Below are 15650 nucleotides of genomic sequence, written 5' to 3'. Positions count from 1 at the left end.
GTTGAGTATTATGAATTCGCCTTAAGCATATCCAGCGCCACCGCTTCGGCGACTTTAATACCATCAATGCCGGCAGATAAAATACCACCGGCATAACCAGCACCTTCACCACCAGGGTAGAGGCCTTTAGTGCTGATACTCTGAAAATCTTTGCCACGTTTTATTTGCACTGGTGAAGAGGTGCGAGTTTCTACCCCTGTCAGCATTGCGTCAGCTTGGGCAAATCCACGGATTTTCTTATTGAATGCAGGCAAAGCTTCGCGTATTGCTTCAATGGCAAAATCAGGCAAGCTGGTACTTAAGTCAGTCATTGTTACTTCTGGCTTGTATGACGGCTCAACGTCACCATACGGCTTAGCTTCTGCACCCGATAAGAAATCACCAACACGTTGCGCAGGTGCTTGGTAAGTGCTGCCACCTAAGATATAAGCATTACGCTCTAACTTACGCTGTAATGCGATACCTTGCAGCGGATCATTATTAAAATCACTGGGTGCAATCCCAACCACAATCGCACTATTGGCATTGCGCTCACTACGCGAATATTGGCTCATGCCGTTAGTGACAACGGCTTCGGTTTCAGAGGTCGCGGCAACGACTACACCGCCAGGACACATACAGAAACTGTATACTGAACGACCATTCTTACAATGGTGTACCAGTTTGTAGTCGGCTGCGCCTAAAATCGGGTGGCCTGCATTCGTGCCGAAACGCGCTTGGTCAATCAGTTCTTGTTTATGCTCAATACGGAAGCCGACAGAAAAAGACTGTGCTTCGAGATACACGCCTTTATCATGCAACATCTGTACAGTATCGCGGGCACTGTGGCCAATTGCTAACGTTACATGCTTGGAATCAATGACATCGCCACTGCTAAGCGTTACACCTGTGACCTGGTTATCTTCGATATTGATTTCATCAACGCGTGTTTCAAAACGAATTTCACCGCCAAGCTCCAGGATTTTACTGCGCATGCGCTCAACCATAGTCACCAGCTTGAACGTACCGATGTGTGGTTTGCTCACATAGATAATTTCAGCCGGTGCACCAGCAGCCACGAACTCTTGCTTTACTTTTAGGCCCAGGAAATTTGGATCTTTCACTTGGCTGTATAGTTTACCGTCAGAGAATGTCCCCGCACCACCTTCACCAAACTGTACGTTTGACTCAGTATTCAGTTCACCTTTGCGCCAAAAACGGAAGGTATCTTTTGAGCGTTCATGTACCGATTTTCCGCGCTCTAAAATAATGGGTTTGAAACCCATTTGCGCAAGAATCAAGCCAGTAAACAGACCACACGGACCCATACCAATGACGATTGGACGCTCCTGCAAATCAGCAGGTGCTTGTGCCACATACTTATACGTTGTATCTGGCGACGGCTTAACTTGCTGATCACGCTCAAAGTGACTTAAGAGTGCATCTTCATCCACATCGGTCAGGGTTACATCCAGGGTGTAAATTAAGGTGATCACATTACGTTTACGAGCATCATAACCACGTTTAAATATATGAATGTCGACAAGCTGCTCTGCCGTAATCGACAGTTTATTTAAAACAAAATTGCGCAATGCATCTTCATCATGATCTAACGGCAACTTAACTTCGTTCAGACGTATCATTGTGTGTTTCACCTAACAGGATATGGTTATGGTTCATAATCTAGGCGCGCAGTTTACGTGATTTAGATCCAAATTGAAATTGGCAAGGCATCCATACAACATGCTAAAGAGCTTGGTATTTCATTCATAAAAAACGGGTTTAAAAGCCGATGTTGAGGCGAAGACAAGAATGAACGTGGAGAATGAACCTATCGTGGGTGTTAGTTGCTATTTATTCAATACCCTATGGTAACTGAATATAGATACCGCGGGTGAACAGCAAAAATGATTTTTTTATCAAAATTAATGCTCTTTATGTTGTCAAACTATGAACCAGGCCAACCCTGACAGGACAAAAGTCCTCATTACTAAATCGGTCAATTCATTACAATAGCACCATTATGAATAAGTTCAAAAAGGAACGAAAATGGACATATTGACCTGGTTTGATATCAACAATACTTTAGTAAATATCCCCATTGGTGGCGGTTACGCCATGTCGTGGATTGAAGCGATAGGGACAATCTTTGGGCTACTCTGTATCTGGAATGCCAGCCAAGAGAAAACCATAAATTACTTGTTTGGCCTGATTAATGTCGTTCTTTTTGCCATTATTTTTTATCAGATCCAGCTTTATGGGATTTTACTGTTACAGCTGTTTTTCTTCTGTGCCAATGTCTATGGGTGGTACGCGTGGACGAGACCAACTTCTGAAACCGGAGATATGCTCGAAATTCGTTGGTTAAGCAAGCAAAAAATGGCATTTACCGCCGCTGTCACTGTATTGGCAATTGCTGTAATGACTGTCTATATTGATCCTATTTTCTTTGCGTTGGCAAATGTCACTGTTGATATTATGAATCTATTGGGTGCCGATATTTCTCGTCCGGAGTTATCTCCTGATGCTTTCCCATTCTGGGACTCAGTAATGACGATACTGTCGGTTGTTGCTCAAATTTTGATGACCAGGAAGTATGTTGAAAACTGGATCTTATGGGTTGTGATTAACGTTATCAGTGTTTGTATTTATGCCGCTCAAGGTGTGTACGCCCTGTCAATCGAATACGCTATTTTGCTCTTCATTGCAGCCAATGGTACTCGTCACTGGATGAACCAGGCAAAGAAAAATCAAAGAAAAACGAATGGAATGAAAGAAGACAAAGTGAGCGCTGTATGAGTAAGCAACCGCATATAAATACTACGGCAGGGCAAATCGCAAAGCATGTTATTGTTTGTGGTGAGCCAGATCGTGTTAATCGCATTGCCGCATTTCTTGATAATGCAGAGCTTATTGCTGATAACCGTGAGTACCGTGTAATCAATGGCTTTTATCACAACCAAATGGTTACGGTTTGCAGTACAGGCATTGGTGCACCTTCTGCCATTATTGCTTTAGAAGAGCTGAATAATTGCGGTGCTAAGTTCATTGTACGAGTGGGTTCTGCTGGTGCTTTACAAGCAGATATAGGGTTAGGCGATCTGATTATAGCTGAAGCGGCCGTTCGTGACGAAGGTGGCTCTAAAGCTTATGTCGATGCTCAGTTTCCAGCTTATGCCAGCCATCGCTTGGTCGCAGGCCTGGAGGCTTCAATCGTGCAGCAAGCTTATCCGGCTCATTCTGGAATGGTTCGCTCACACGATAGTTTTTATACTGATGATGAAGATAAGATCTGCCAGTACTGGAGCGAAAAAGGTGTACTTGGCGCAGATATGGAAACATCAGCACTGTTTACTGTCGGTAAGCTTCGCGGCCTACAGGTCGCAGCCGTTTTGAATAACGTTGTACTTTATCAACAAGATGTTAAAGACGGTGTTAATCAGTATATAAGTGCTGATGAAGTTATGCTGAAAGGTGAGCGCGCGGGCATTAAAGCGGCGTTGCATGCTTTGTCATTACAGATTTAGTTCAGTAGTTCATAGCAGTGGAGTAAGCAAGGAATCCTGAGGGAAATTATTATGAACCTGATTTGCTGGTCAGCCAATGTGTGACCAGCAAAGATCCATGTATAAATTGTTGTCACATTACCCTGCATTCATTACGCTTATGCAACCATAATAAATTGGCCAGCCCATCAATATGCAATTAAAACCTCATCATACTGGACGCTTTGCTAATCATCTTTGTCATCTGTATGAAGAATTTAGAGCAGCTTTTTATCAATGCCAAAGTCATAGTCAGTATTTTCAGGAAGGTGAAGACATTCTGCGGCAGGGGCAAGCTGTTGAGAATATATACCTTGTATCGGTCGGTCGAGTATCAATGAATATCGCTGCGGTGAATGGCCGACGTTTTCAGTTAGGAGAGGTTGACTGCGATTACCATATTTATGGTGAGATGGAATTTTTTACTGGGACAGTGTGTCAGTGGAGTGTTATCGCCGAAGATGACATGGAAGTTGAGGTCATCTGTATACATGCATTAACACAGTTACTAACAGAACGGCCTGAATTTAACTTGTTCTTTTCTTGTGCGTTAGCCAGTGATTATCAGGATTCCCTTGATATCTATACTAATCGTTTATTGCACCCTATTACTTACAATATAGCCTATGACTTATGGCATCGTTCTCAAACAAATGTAGTATTAGGACGTTTTGATAAAGCTGGGATGGAGGCGGAGCGCTTTGGCACCACAAGCCGGGTGTATCGACGGGCGGTAAAAGAATTAGTGGATAAAGGGTTAGTTGATAAAGACGGTGCAGAAGTTCGAATAGTCGATGCGGCAGGGTTGAAAGCGTTCATTGACCATTTTGAATAGCGTATTCTCTCAAAGATCACCGTTAAAGCTTGCAAAAATAAAGCTTGCGCTTTAACACGTAACTTATTACTTTGCCCTAATGACCGAATATACTGTTCAGACCGGAACAGTAAAGGTGACAGAGGGATTGTCATCTGAAGAAACATGGACAACATCGTTTTTGGAGTACGATAAATGAACCATAATCCTCTCGTGCCGTTGCTGACCCCAACGTCGCTGCAGACTTCGACACAGAATAGATCACACGCTCATCTCAATTCTGCTTTTACTGCCTCTAGCCAATTTTTTGGCTTCTTTACTTTTTCAAGCTTTAGCACGTTTAGCTATTAATCGTCGCGCTTTACGCCGTCTCGGGTAATTGTCTGTCTGTTTTATCGCATCAAGCTGATTGATCTCAGTTTAAATAAGCATATTGCGTATGCAGATAACGACGATCTCTCCAGACAAAGAATCAAAAGAATTTAGAGGTAAACGTTGTGAATATGAAGTTAATGGGCAGTGCGTTAATTGTCGCAGGCACGGCACTGGGTGCCGGTATGCTCGCGATCCCTATGGTGCTGGCGCAGTTCGGCTTGTTATGGGGTACATTGCTGATGCTGGTGATCTGGCTCGGCACGACTTATGCGGCCTTGCTGTTACTTGAAGTCAGTATCAAGTCAGGCGGCGGGTTGGGTATGAATACCATCGCCAGAAAAACCCTGGGCAAAGGCGGCCAGGTGGTGACCAATGGACTGCTTTATGCGCTACTGGTCTGCTTGCTCATGGCCTACATCATCGGTGCGGGTGATTTGGTTAAGAAAATGACCGCAGGGTTAGGCCTTGAACTGAGCATGCTACAAAGCCAGATCATCTTTACACTTATTGCTGGCGCAGTCGTGGCTGCAGGTACTGCCGTTGTTGATAAGCTGAACCGTGTACTCTTTGCGACCATGGTGGTAGTGCTTGCACTTACCCTGATGTCGCTGATGCCGAGCATGTCATTCGACCACCTTTTTGAAGCGACCAATAATAGCAAAGTCGACCTGATTAAAACCAGCTCAGTATTGTTTACCAGTTTTGGCTTTATGGTCGTGATCCCATCTCTTGTGACATACAACGGTGATGCGACACACAAACAGCTGCGTAATATGGTTGTTGCCGGCTCTGTTATCCCGCTTGCCTGCTACCTGTTGTGGCTTTACGCTGTTGTGGGCAACCTAACGCCTGAGCAGTTAGTGAAATTCTCGAATGTCTCTGAACTGATCGCGGCATTAGGCGAACGCTTTACCAGCATTCAGGTTATTTTGTCGGGCTTTACCGGGTTGGCGCTATTAACATCATTTTTGGGTGTGGCGATGGCGCTGTTTGATCAAAATGCCGATACATTTAAGCAAAATCGGGTGGTAACTTACGTTCTGACCTTCATTCTGCCGCTGGCTGGCGCATTATGGGCTGCTGATCAATTCTTGTCAGTGCTGGGTTATGCCGGTTTTATCTTAGTGTTCCTGGCTATTTTTGTTCCAATGGCGATGACGATTAAAGTACGTAGCCCTGAAAGGCTGACACTTGTTGAACAGGATACTGTCGCAGAGTGCTATCAGGCTGGAGGTGGGCAGTTTGCCTTAGGGCTGAGTTTTATGTTCGGTTGTTTTTTATTGGCAGCGCAGCTTATCTAGTCCCCAGTGAGCAATGTTTAAGTAAGGCAAAATAGTCTTATAATTGATAGCAGGCGTTTATCGAAAGGTGAGCGCCTGTTTTGCTATTTCCACTACGGTAATCGCGCATGAACGGGTGGGGATATTGTTAAACAGATGGGAGTAACAGGGGCACTCAGTTTGACCGAACTAAGTACACCCCATTAGTGGTAAAGCTTTAAATGACCGAAAAATAAAGGCTTACCTTTAAGTGATACCGTTTTCCATTGGAGTACGAACAGGAATTCGGTGGAAAACAGCACCTCTTAACTTGCAGCGAATCATACAAACTTTCATTATTGGCTGCCACAAAACAGGGTGTTTAAGTCGCGGGACATTGCACCAAAAGTGTAAAGTAAATAATACAGCCACATTTCTCTACTATGATTCTATCAATGAAAACGTCAGTTAGGTGATGGAACCAGTGACAGGGGGGAGGTATATCCATTATCGTATTGATAAAGTAGGTTGGAGATGTCACCACAAGGAAAAATCATGTTCTGGACTAAAGCTGAACAGGTCGTCGAGCGAGCTTTGGAAAATGGAAGCCTGCTGCCAATTGCAACGGAGGCGACAACCATTGTTGAAAACGGTATCGAGTTTTTAGGCCATGTCGTTACAAACAATGCGGCCAAGAAGTTTACTTCAGCCAATAAACAGGACAATCCCTTTCTTCCCTATGAAGAAGAAATGTATGTTGCCGATGCCGGCAAGGGGCATGTCTGCCTGCTCAATAAATATCCGGTGCTGAACCCGCATTTGCTTATCTGTTCTCGTGAATTTATTTCGCAAGCGGCCCCGCTGGAATTACAGGATTTTGTCGCCTGGATAATGGGATTTGATCATGACCAAGTACTGGGATTTTATAATGGTGGCACCCTGGCGGGGGCAAGTCAGACACATCGACATATGCAGTTGGTGAAAACACCTATTCCTTTGGAAGGTGCTATTCTCAGCGACTCTCTTCCATTTAGGCACCGTTTATACCGCTTTGACTCACTGAACAGTGAACACCTGTATTTGTGTTACCTCGCCGGTTTGAAAGAACTCGGTTTATCAGACATACAGAGCCTGAACGTGGACCAGGAATGCAAACCCTATAATCTGATACTGACTAAAAAATGGATGCTGTTAGTGCCACGGGTAACCAATAATATCCATGGCGTGTTTGCCAACGGTATAAACTACAGCGGTCGCTTTCTGGTAAAACAGCCTGAACAGCTAGCGTGGCTACAGCAATATGGCATTATGCGTTTTCTGGGGGAGTGCAGTCAGGGCTGAAGCGATTAGCTTTAACTCAAACCCGGATATTCAGTTGCTGGCGAATATGACGTGACAAAGTATCAATGCCGATGCAGAGCAAGGCGGAAATAACAATATAAGAGATAGCACGGTCAAAGCGCATATCTTCAAATGCGGAGTCGATATAAAAGCCCAGCGTCGTGACACCGAGTACCCCTAGTATGGCGGTTTCACGCATGATGACTTCCCAGCGATAGAAGATAAAGGCAAGGAAGCTACTGTATATTCTGGGTAAGACTTCATACAGATAAAGGGAAATTGCCTGCCCACGATTTACCTTTCCTCTGTGAACTCCATGATGTTGTAGCGGCGCATCGGGACGCAGTTGTAAGGTATTGGCTAATTCGGCAATTAAGAAGGCAATTAACCCGCCATTGTGGATAGCGAGCGCTAACACTGCGGGCAGCATTGAAGGCCCCAATAGCAGCAGGAAAATAAACGCCAGGATCATCTCGGGGGTTGAACGCAATACCACCAGTATTCCCTGACCAACCATTCGCCCGGCGAACCCGACAAAGAGTTTGACCGCCAGCGGAAATGCGATGAGGGTGATCACCCCGGTGGCGACGAGCGCCAGATGAGAGAGGATCAGCGTATTGATCAACCCTTCATAGAAGTCACCGGTTAATAACGACCAGTACCAATGCAGTGTTTCCGTTGCGACCTGAAGGTCGATTTCTGTTGCGTGCCGCAAGGGACCCGGCCAAATATCCGAGCCGAAGAAGCGGGCAACGTTATCCCAGTTAATGTGTCCGAACTCAGGGAGATAGAGCCACGCGGCAGCAATATAGGCCGGTAAGAATCTTATTTTGAGCCAGACATTGATTGAGACGATCAACAGGTAGAATAACAACAGTAAAGCACCGGCCTGGGAGTAGTTACCCTGGCTAAAAGCGCTTTCTAAGTGGAATCCGAGCGTCGGCAGGCCAACAAATCCAAGTATGGTGCTGGAGCGCAGAGCACATTCAAAACGATAACGGGTATAGCTGAACAGCTGATCCCGGACCAGAGCCAGCTTGGTATAAATAAAGACACTGAGTACATCGGCTGTGCGAGAAACCGTCAGTGCCGGTGTGTTGTCTGCCTGCTCAAATATTTCGGCATAAACCTTGGCAAAAGTACATGTGTAGGGAATGGAAATGGCGCATAAGGCAGTCAGAGGGGTTAACCCAAAAATCTGCAGAAAGATCAACGCCCAGAACAACTCGTGGATCGATCGAAAGAACGCACAGAGTATTCGTACCGGTCGGTGCGTAAACACCAAGGCAAGAAAAAAGCCAAAGAACGCCCCGAAAGTGATCCCCAGCAAAGCAATGCTCAGGGTAAAGAGCAGGGCGTCGAACAGGTATTCGGTCGCGAAGAAGTCCGGTGTTACCAGACCTGTGAACATTCTTCCCATTTCGGTCCACGGGTCGAGTGTCGAAATCTCCAGGTCGGCCGTCAGGGTCAACGCCAGCGCGATAAGGATAAAAATAAAACTCAGCTTTCCCCGAGCATGACCAGAGCTTTGCATCATGGCTGGTAAAGCTGATTTAGCGCGATGATATCGAGCTGGCTGGTGGGTTTGTCGAAAGCAATCTTGCCATGTTTAAGGCCAATGATACGATCAAAACAGCTCAGTGCCAGCTGTCTGTCGTGAATGGCAACGATAAGCGTGCGGTGTGACTCGCAGATATGCATAAGAAGACGTTGTGCCTGTAGCGGATCGAGGCTTGAAACAGGCTCATCTCCCATAAAAACAGGCTTATTGCGGTACAGGGCACGCCCAATCGCAACCCGTTGTCGTTGTCCGCCAGAAAGCTTATCTACCGATGTCTTCATTTTATCAAGCAGGCCCAGCTTGCTGGCGATTGCGGCAACGTCATTCCACCGCTGTGGCCTGATTAGGTTCCATAAGTTGCCGAAGGCACTGAATTGTTCCAGCCGGGCCATATAAATATTGTTATACAGGCTCAGCGGCCCGACTAAGCCGTGGCTTTGCGGGCAGAACGCGGTCTGATCATGAATAAGCGCGTGGAGCCTGTTGAGTAAGGTCGATTTTCCGGCGCCACTTGGCCCGATCAATGCGACTTTTTCTCCGGCTTCAATTGTCAGGGAGATATGATGCAGAACTGGGCTATTGTCATAGCCTAGTTCTGCATCATTAAGTTCTAATAACACCATTAATCAATCAGGCCGATCGAACGCGCAACATCTTCAACCGGCTCAAAATCTTTGTTGCTGGCTGGCACGAAGCTCTGACGCGGGAAGCTGGCTAATAGCGCAGGATCTTTCATCTCAAGCAATGCCCGAGTCAGCTTTTGCTTTACGTTCTTACCGAATTGAGCATCGACATCGCCACGTATTGTCCACTGATAATCAGGGTAGGCTGGTGTTTCCCAAATAACCGAAACTTTGCTGTTATCTATCTTTCCTGCTTTTAGCTCGTTTTCCCATACTTTATAGTTAACGGCACCAATCAGGTAGGCGCCGGATTGTACCTGCGCGATGGTGCGGCTGTGATCGCCAGAAAAACCGACACGTTTAAATATTTGCTTTGGTGATTTGTCGAAAAAATCACGTAGGTAAAATTCAGGCATCAGGCGGCCTGATGTTGAACCTTTAGAGCCGAAGGTGAAGGTTTTATTTTCGATCTCGGCAGGAAAAGTATCGGACTGTTGTAGCCTGGTAGAAGCATGGGCGATGAAGTAGCTTTTGAAAAACTGATCTTCATAGCCTTGTGCAATGGCTTCTGCCCCCGGGACTAGCTGGCGAGCACGGACACCAGAAAGCCCGCCAAACCAGGCAAGCTGAACCTGGTTATTGCGAAATGCAGTGACTGCTGCAGCGTAAGATTTGACGGGTATATATTTTACTTCAACCCCTGTCTGTTCAGTTAAATAAGTGGCGACTTTATCAAACCGTTCACGTAACCGGTTTTCATTTTCATCAGGAATTGCCGTAAAAGTGAATGTCTGGGCATAGCTTAAGCAACTCATCGTGAATAAAAAAACAGCAAAGATGGCTTTCATCACTATTGGTCCTTCTGATTTAAAATGTTGATGATGATACACAAGGTTTTACCCAACACATAATCAAAGAGATAGATTTATGAGAGGGCATCATGCTGTAGAACAGTGGCCTTGACTGAAAGCCATTGAATTTAAGCTGAACTCCACACCCTGGTTGGTTTGGTTGCGCGTTACCCGGAATAGGGGGTTGGGATAACCTCATAATATCGTCATCGCCATTGTTACCATTCTATTCATTAAATAGGGCCCGCCACGATAGTATTCTTTTTGCCGTGTTTCTTCACAGGTTGACTATAATGGTTATCATACCGTTCCAGGTTTTTGATGCGCATAGCTTTTTCTGCTAGCGTAGCATATCAGGTAAGAGCAAAATTATGTAATAAAGGCAGAAGTGCGGCAGAGGGAACTAAATAAGCCATTCGTTATAGCGGTTAGACGAAAAAACAGAGGAGAAAATTATGTCCCGTTCGCTTATTGATATTGATGACAGCTTTTATGAGCCATTGCACCGTATGCAGGAAGAGCTGACAAGCAATTTCCGGGATTGGCCATTTACCAGTATTCGCGCAACCGGTCATCGGAGTTATCCACCGGCAAACCTCGGGCATACCAACGACAAGGTTATTGTCTACCTGTTTGTGCCCGGACTTGATCTGGCAAGTATCGAATTGAACGCCCGCCATGGTTTGCTGACTATTTCTGGTCAACGTCCAATACCGAAATCTGAAACAGGCAAGTATTACGCCAATGAACGCTTTTCCGGAGAATTTCACCGTTCAATTAGCCTTCCTGACTATGCCGATCCGGATCAGGCCGATGCCAATTACCGTGATGGAATATTGACCGTTAGCTTTCGCCGAAACGAAGATGCGTTGTTACCGAAAAAAATAGAAATCAAATGACAGAACGGAGGTTGCTATGAGTAACGAACAATACACTTCAGAGCAGAAGAATCGGCATTATATCAGCCCTCGCGTCGATATCAGCGAAGATCCGGATGGTATTAGTCTGTATGCAGATATGCCCGGAGTGACACGTGACGGACTTTTTATCGAGGCGCTTGAGAATAAGCTATCCATCAAAGGTGAAATCAACCTTGAGCCTGAGGTAAACTATACCCCAATTATGAATGAAGTACATTATAACGGCTACTCACGTGAGTTTACATTGAGCAAAGAGTTTGACAGTGCAAATATTTCTGCCAGTTTCAACGATGGTGTGCTTTATCTGCATATACCTAAGCGTGAAGAGCTAAAACCGACACGAATCAAAATCAGTGTCGACTGATTGGGGTAAATATCGGCTTAAAAAGTCTGACGTTCATCACTGAAGAAAGGTGCTATGGAATATCGTGATTATTACGCGACCCTTGATGTTCCCCGCAACGCATCTCAGGCGGATATTAAGCGTGCTTATAAAAAATTGGCGCGCAAATACCATCCGGATGTCTGTAAAGAAGCGGATGCCGATAAAAAATTCATGCAGGTTCGTGAAGCTTATGAAGCGCTAAAAGATCCTAAAAAGCGTGCGGCCTATGATCAGCTTGGGGACAGTTGGCGCTCCGGGCAGGAATTTACATCGCCGCCTAACTGGGAGCGGAACTTTCATTTTTCGGGTGACAATTTTACCCAGGGAAATGGGGCTGCGTTTTCCGACTTTTTTGAATCCCTGTTCGGCAATCCGTTTCGACAGGCATCTGCCAACTCTCACCAGGCGTTCCGCGGGCATCATCGCTTCACGACCAAAGGGGAAGATCAGCATGCCAGAATTCAGATCGATATTGAAGATAGTTTCCATGGCACGACACGAACACTGACGCTGCAAGATCCCTCATCTGGCGGGCAACAGGTTCAAACAATTAGCTTGCGCATTCCTAAAGGGATCCGGGAGGGGCAACAAATACGCCTGAAAGGTAAGGGGTTACCGGGACAATCGGGTGGAGCCAACGGGGATCTATATCTTGAAGTCACTTTCCGGCCCCATCCATTCTACAAAATGGAGCAAAAAAACCTCTGCCTGCAGCTCCCCATTGCCCCATGGGAGGCGGCATTGGGTGCTAAAGTAAAGCTGCCGACCCCAACCGGCCCGCTTGAGGTTACCATTCCGGCCAACTCCGCATCCGGACAGACATTACGGCTTAGTGGGCGTGGCCTGCCCGGAAATCCTGCCGGCGATATGCTGGTCAAGCTGAATATAGTGTTACCCAAGGTGGACGATGAGCAGTCTAAGGCGTTGTTCCGAAAGATGAAAGACATGATGCCCTTTAATCCACGCAGTAAACTGGGAGTCTAGCCAATGACTGAGCGACGTACTCCAAACCAGCTGACCATTACCATAATAGCAGAACATGAGCCGACACTGACTCTGGTCGAGTTATGCCGAGCCTGTGGCACGCACCCCGAGTGGGTGATTGCTTTGGTTGAGGAAGGAATACTCGATCCTCAAGGTGATCGGCCAATACACTGGCGGTTTGAAACGACTTGCCTGAGGCGCGCCCGCAGTGCCCAGAGAATGGAACGTGATTTAGGGTTGAACCTGCCGGGTATAGCCGTCGCATTGGATTTGCTGGATGAGGTGGAGCGCTTGCAGCGTAAACTTGACAGTCAAATGTAAAGTTTATTGCCAGGAGAAAAGCAATCCCGGAGCAAACAATAAATAAAGGGACTGAAGATGTTCGCTCTTATCGTCGCTAGGTTTCCATTGTTCTTAATAATTCTTTGATCTGCTCTGCATCAGCTTCAGATATGAGGTACTGCTGGATGTATTGCTGTAAATGCTCAGATTGTGCTGTTCGCAAATAGTTTCTTATCAATCGCCGCTGAACCCGCGCGGAAATAAGAGGTTGTTGGCGCTCAATGGTTTCGATTTTTGTTTCGCTGCTATCTAGCCAGCCTTGCCATATCTTCGCGACACTTTCGGCGACGGCTGCTGGAATTTCTTCATCTTCGGTCCATACCTTTAACTCGTCGAGTACATTATTGCAGCTGAGAAATCTAGCCCAGGCCATCTCGTATTCTTGCTCTATAAATTTTTGCGAGGAGCTTTTAATATGTGTTTTTACGCGATGAAGCCAGCCAGATAACTCTTTAGGCAGTAGAGAGAATTTCGGCCTTTGGTATTGGTGGCGGATCGCTTCCATTTGTTCATCAAGCGAGTTTTTCAGCTCTTCAAAGATAACACCTCTAATCAATCCTTGGTCAAATAGCCGATATAAGTAACCTATCTCAATACTCGCGCAACGTAGCATGAGACGATTCCATAAGCCGATCGGGCCCACTTCAACGCTAAACCAGTGCTGCAACTGTTTCTCCTGAGCGTCAATCATAGGGAGCAGCTTGAGGGAAAGTTCTTGCGGAGCGCCTGTTTTGGCGAATGCCGAATTGAGCAAGGGCTGCAATGCTTTCCGGCTATGATGAAGTGTTGACAGGGTGAGTTCCGCACAGGCAATACTGTCATTAATGTCTCGTTCTTTTAGGCCTAAATGAGAAGTAAGCGGGCCAATAAGTAGTCCTTGGAGCAGTGTGGTGAAAAAGACCACGTTGATAGCGACAGACAATATGGTTTCATTTCCGAACAGAGTCACCAGTCCCATAGCCAGGGCCATGGTCACAGCCCCACGCAGTCCGCCGACAAATATAAGGTGGCGGAACTCAATGGGGATTGCTTTAGCCTGGCGCTGCAGGTGACCGATTTTGGGGATCAGGCCGTAGGCGATAAATGCGCGTGACAGCCACAGCGCAACAAGTACAATCAGCGATATGGCGGCATTTTCCCAAATCAGGGCTAAATCCATCCAGAGCCCCACAATCAGGAAAATGCTGGCCGTTGTAATAAAAGAGAGGTAAGACCAAAAGTGATTGAGATACTGCTGGGATTTACGCGAAATGGGGAGCGGTGCCTTGCTTGCTAGGGTAATGCCGGCGGTGGTTGTTGCTACTATGCCACTGGCATTCAGAATTTCTTCAGCGAAGAGATAGCTACCGAAAGCTAAAAGCAGGCTGAGGCTGATTTCCAAAAAGGGATCATCCGGCATCTTCTTTAACAGCTGAAGCAAGAATAGGGCAAGTAGCCAGCCACAAATAATACCGCCGCCGAGTGTCAATAGGAAAAGACCGCTACCGTTCCATAGGGTCGGCCAGAATCCTTCTGCGAAAGCAAAACTCACCACCAGTATTTTAGTCAGAGTAATGGCGGTGGCATCGTTGAACAGGCTTTCGCCCTCAATCAGCATGATCAAATCTTTGGGTGCCCCGAGCTGGCGAAAGGCAGTAATGACTGCGCTGGGATCAGTGGCACTTAAGATTGCCCCGAGCAGCAAGGCTACGTGCCAGTCAAGGGTGGTAAATCCGCTAATAAATGCTGCAACCACTAACGTGGAAATGAGTACTCCAGGTAGAGCCAGCACAAAAATGGCCAGCCTGTTTGCGGCTAATTTACTGATATCCAGATTGTAGGCTGTTTCGAATACGAGGGTGGGCAAGAGTACAAAAAGGATAATGTCGTGTGCAATCTCTTTTGTTGCCAGCGCCTCCAGTGGCAGGGCGAGTAAATCCTGCGTTTCATGGAGAAAAAGCCCGGCCAGCACTAGCAACACGGAGTAGGGAATCCTGGTCAGCTTAGCCAGCGGTTTAGTAATGGCCGACGCGAACAGCAAGATGAACATGGCCATTAAGAATTCTGAGATAGAATAAACCACTAAAGATGACCTCCTGAAGGGAACATGTCACGACATTTAAAGCACGTATTAGTGAGGTAACCTTACACATACCAAGGAGAATGGAATGGATACTATTGACAATAGCTCATTTTAGGTCGGAAGTGATCTGACAGAGTTTTTGCTGTTCAATCATTTATGATGGGGAAGCAATAAAATAACCCTAAGAGCCTCGTTGAAACGAGCATCTTAAGGTTACTTAAGTAGAATGTAACTTGGTTGATAGTCAGAAGAGCCGCTAAAGCGATGCTTTTGCGTTTTCAGCAATTAAGTGATCGACGTCCTTTATGAATTTCTGTGTCATGGCTGTCAGCTTATGGCTGTCATCATTCATTTGCTGAGAGAGTTTAGTCAGGTTTTCTAACTGTTGGTTATTGCAAGCGGCTAAAGACTGAACATCCTTGACTTCACCAGTCGCCTTTAGCTGAGATAAGCCAATATCTCTATATTTTTCCATTGCGGTTAATTGAAGTTCTACAATATCTGCAATATTTTTAGTGATGAGTTGATTGAACTTCACATATGGGGCAAATGCTTTTTCAGTTTTTTCGATATATGTTTCAAACATTTCCGGGTACATATTGTGACTCC

Annotated in this window: 15 protein-coding genes; 9 read left to right on the top strand and 6 right to left on the bottom strand. The window is 46.1% G+C overall.

The window, feature by feature from the left end:
• Positions 1 to 8: 8 nt before the first annotated feature.
• Positions 9 to 1622 carry an NAD(P)/FAD-dependent oxidoreductase gene (locus tag R3289_RS00785; RefSeq protein WP_318923401.1) on the bottom strand — a complete coding sequence of 538 codons (1614 nt, stop codon included), beginning with the start codon at positions 1620 to 1622 and terminating at the stop codon, positions 9 to 11.
• 406 nt (positions 1623 to 2028) lie between these two features.
• Here R3289_RS00785 and pnuC point away from each other — a divergent pair, with 406 nt between their 5' ends.
• The 5 genes from pnuC (at position 2029) to R3289_RS00760 (ending at position 7313) form a co-directional block, all read left to right on the top strand.
• Positions 2029 to 2778, top strand: a complete 750-nt coding sequence (pnuC, locus tag R3289_RS00780; RefSeq protein WP_318923400.1) for a nicotinamide riboside transporter PnuC — start codon at positions 2029 to 2031, stop codon at positions 2776 to 2778.
• Complete coding sequence (locus R3289_RS00775) at positions 2775 to 3506, top strand: nucleoside phosphorylase (protein WP_318923399.1); 732 nt, start codon at positions 2775 to 2777, stop codon at positions 3504 to 3506. Before pnuC ends, R3289_RS00775 begins: the two co-directional genes overlap by 4 nt.
• Positions 3507 to 3678: 172 nt before the next feature.
• Entirely contained in the window at positions 3679 to 4359 is a 681-nt protein-coding gene (locus R3289_RS00770) for a Crp/Fnr family transcriptional regulator (RefSeq protein ID WP_318923398.1), read from the top strand.
• Between the two features lie 476 nt (positions 4360 to 4835).
• Entirely contained in the window at positions 4836 to 6014 is a 1179-nt protein-coding gene (locus R3289_RS00765) for an amino acid permease (RefSeq protein WP_318923397.1), read from the top strand.
• A 513-nt stretch (positions 6015 to 6527) separates the two neighbouring features.
• On the top strand, positions 6528 to 7313 hold the full coding sequence (locus R3289_RS00760; protein WP_318923395.1) for a DUF4922 domain-containing protein: 786 nt from the start codon (positions 6528 to 6530) through the stop codon (positions 7311 to 7313).
• 16 nt (positions 7314 to 7329) lie between these two features.
• Here the strand turns inward: R3289_RS00760 and R3289_RS00755 are convergent, their stop codons facing one another.
• From R3289_RS00755 to R3289_RS00745, 3 genes are read right to left on the bottom strand one after another with little or no spacing between them, the layout of a single operon-like run.
• Positions 7330 to 8850, bottom strand: coding sequence for an ABC transporter permease (locus tag R3289_RS00755; protein WP_318923393.1), 1521 nt, complete (start codon positions 8848 to 8850; stop codon positions 7330 to 7332).
• Positions 8847 to 9497 carry an ATP-binding cassette domain-containing protein gene (locus tag R3289_RS00750; RefSeq protein WP_318923392.1) on the bottom strand — a complete coding sequence of 217 codons (651 nt, stop codon included), beginning with the start codon at positions 9495 to 9497 and terminating at the stop codon, positions 8847 to 8849. Before R3289_RS00750 ends, R3289_RS00755 begins: the two co-directional genes overlap by 4 nt.
• Positions 9497 to 10345 (bottom strand): putative selenate ABC transporter substrate-binding protein, encoded by an 849-nt coding sequence (locus R3289_RS00745; protein WP_318923921.1) that lies wholly within the window; start codon positions 10343 to 10345, stop codon positions 9497 to 9499. The genes R3289_RS00750 and R3289_RS00745 overlap by 1 nt, the downstream gene beginning before the upstream one ends.
• A 458-nt stretch (positions 10346 to 10803) precedes the next feature.
• Between R3289_RS00745 and R3289_RS00740 the strand changes: the two genes are divergently transcribed.
• The 4 genes from R3289_RS00740 to R3289_RS00725 are packed head-to-tail and all read left to right on the top strand — an operon-like array spanning position 10804 to position 12958.
• Positions 10804 to 11247, top strand: a complete 444-nt coding sequence (locus tag R3289_RS00740; RefSeq protein ID WP_318923391.1) for an Hsp20/alpha crystallin family protein — start codon at positions 10804 to 10806, stop codon at positions 11245 to 11247.
• A 16-nt stretch (positions 11248 to 11263) separates the two neighbouring features.
• The gene (locus R3289_RS00735) at positions 11264 to 11632 is read left to right on the top strand and encodes an Hsp20/alpha crystallin family protein (RefSeq protein ID WP_318923389.1); all 369 of its coding nucleotides are present in this window, start codon (positions 11264 to 11266) and stop codon (positions 11630 to 11632) included.
• Positions 11633 to 11686: 54 nt separating this feature from the next.
• The gene (locus R3289_RS00730) at positions 11687 to 12637 is read left to right on the top strand and encodes a DnaJ C-terminal domain-containing protein (RefSeq protein ID WP_318923388.1); all 951 of its coding nucleotides are present in this window, start codon (positions 11687 to 11689) and stop codon (positions 12635 to 12637) included.
• A 3-nt stretch (positions 12638 to 12640) separates the two neighbouring features.
• Entirely contained in the window at positions 12641 to 12958 is a 318-nt protein-coding gene (locus R3289_RS00725) for a chaperone modulator CbpM (RefSeq protein WP_318923387.1), read from the top strand.
• A gap of 76 nt (positions 12959 to 13034) precedes the next feature.
• Here R3289_RS00725 and R3289_RS00720 read toward each other — a convergent pair whose 3' ends face one another.
• Positions 13035 to 15041: a sodium:proton antiporter gene (locus tag R3289_RS00720; protein WP_318923386.1), complete on the bottom strand. Its 2007-nt coding sequence runs from the start codon at positions 15039 to 15041 to the stop codon at positions 13035 to 13037.
• Between the two features lie 256 nt (positions 15042 to 15297).
• Complete coding sequence (locus R3289_RS00715; RefSeq protein WP_318923384.1) at positions 15298 to 15639, bottom strand: phasin family protein; 342 nt, start codon at positions 15637 to 15639, stop codon at positions 15298 to 15300.
• Between the last annotated feature and the right edge of the window lie 11 nt (positions 15640 to 15650).

The sequence above is a fragment of the Photobacterium sp. genome, from assembly GCF_033720175.1.
In the GTDB taxonomy this organism is placed as follows: domain Bacteria; phylum Pseudomonadota; class Gammaproteobacteria; order Enterobacterales; family Vibrionaceae; genus Photobacterium.
The sequence above is the reverse complement of the archived record's forward strand: the minus strand, read 5'-3'. Positions and strand labels throughout refer to the sequence as shown.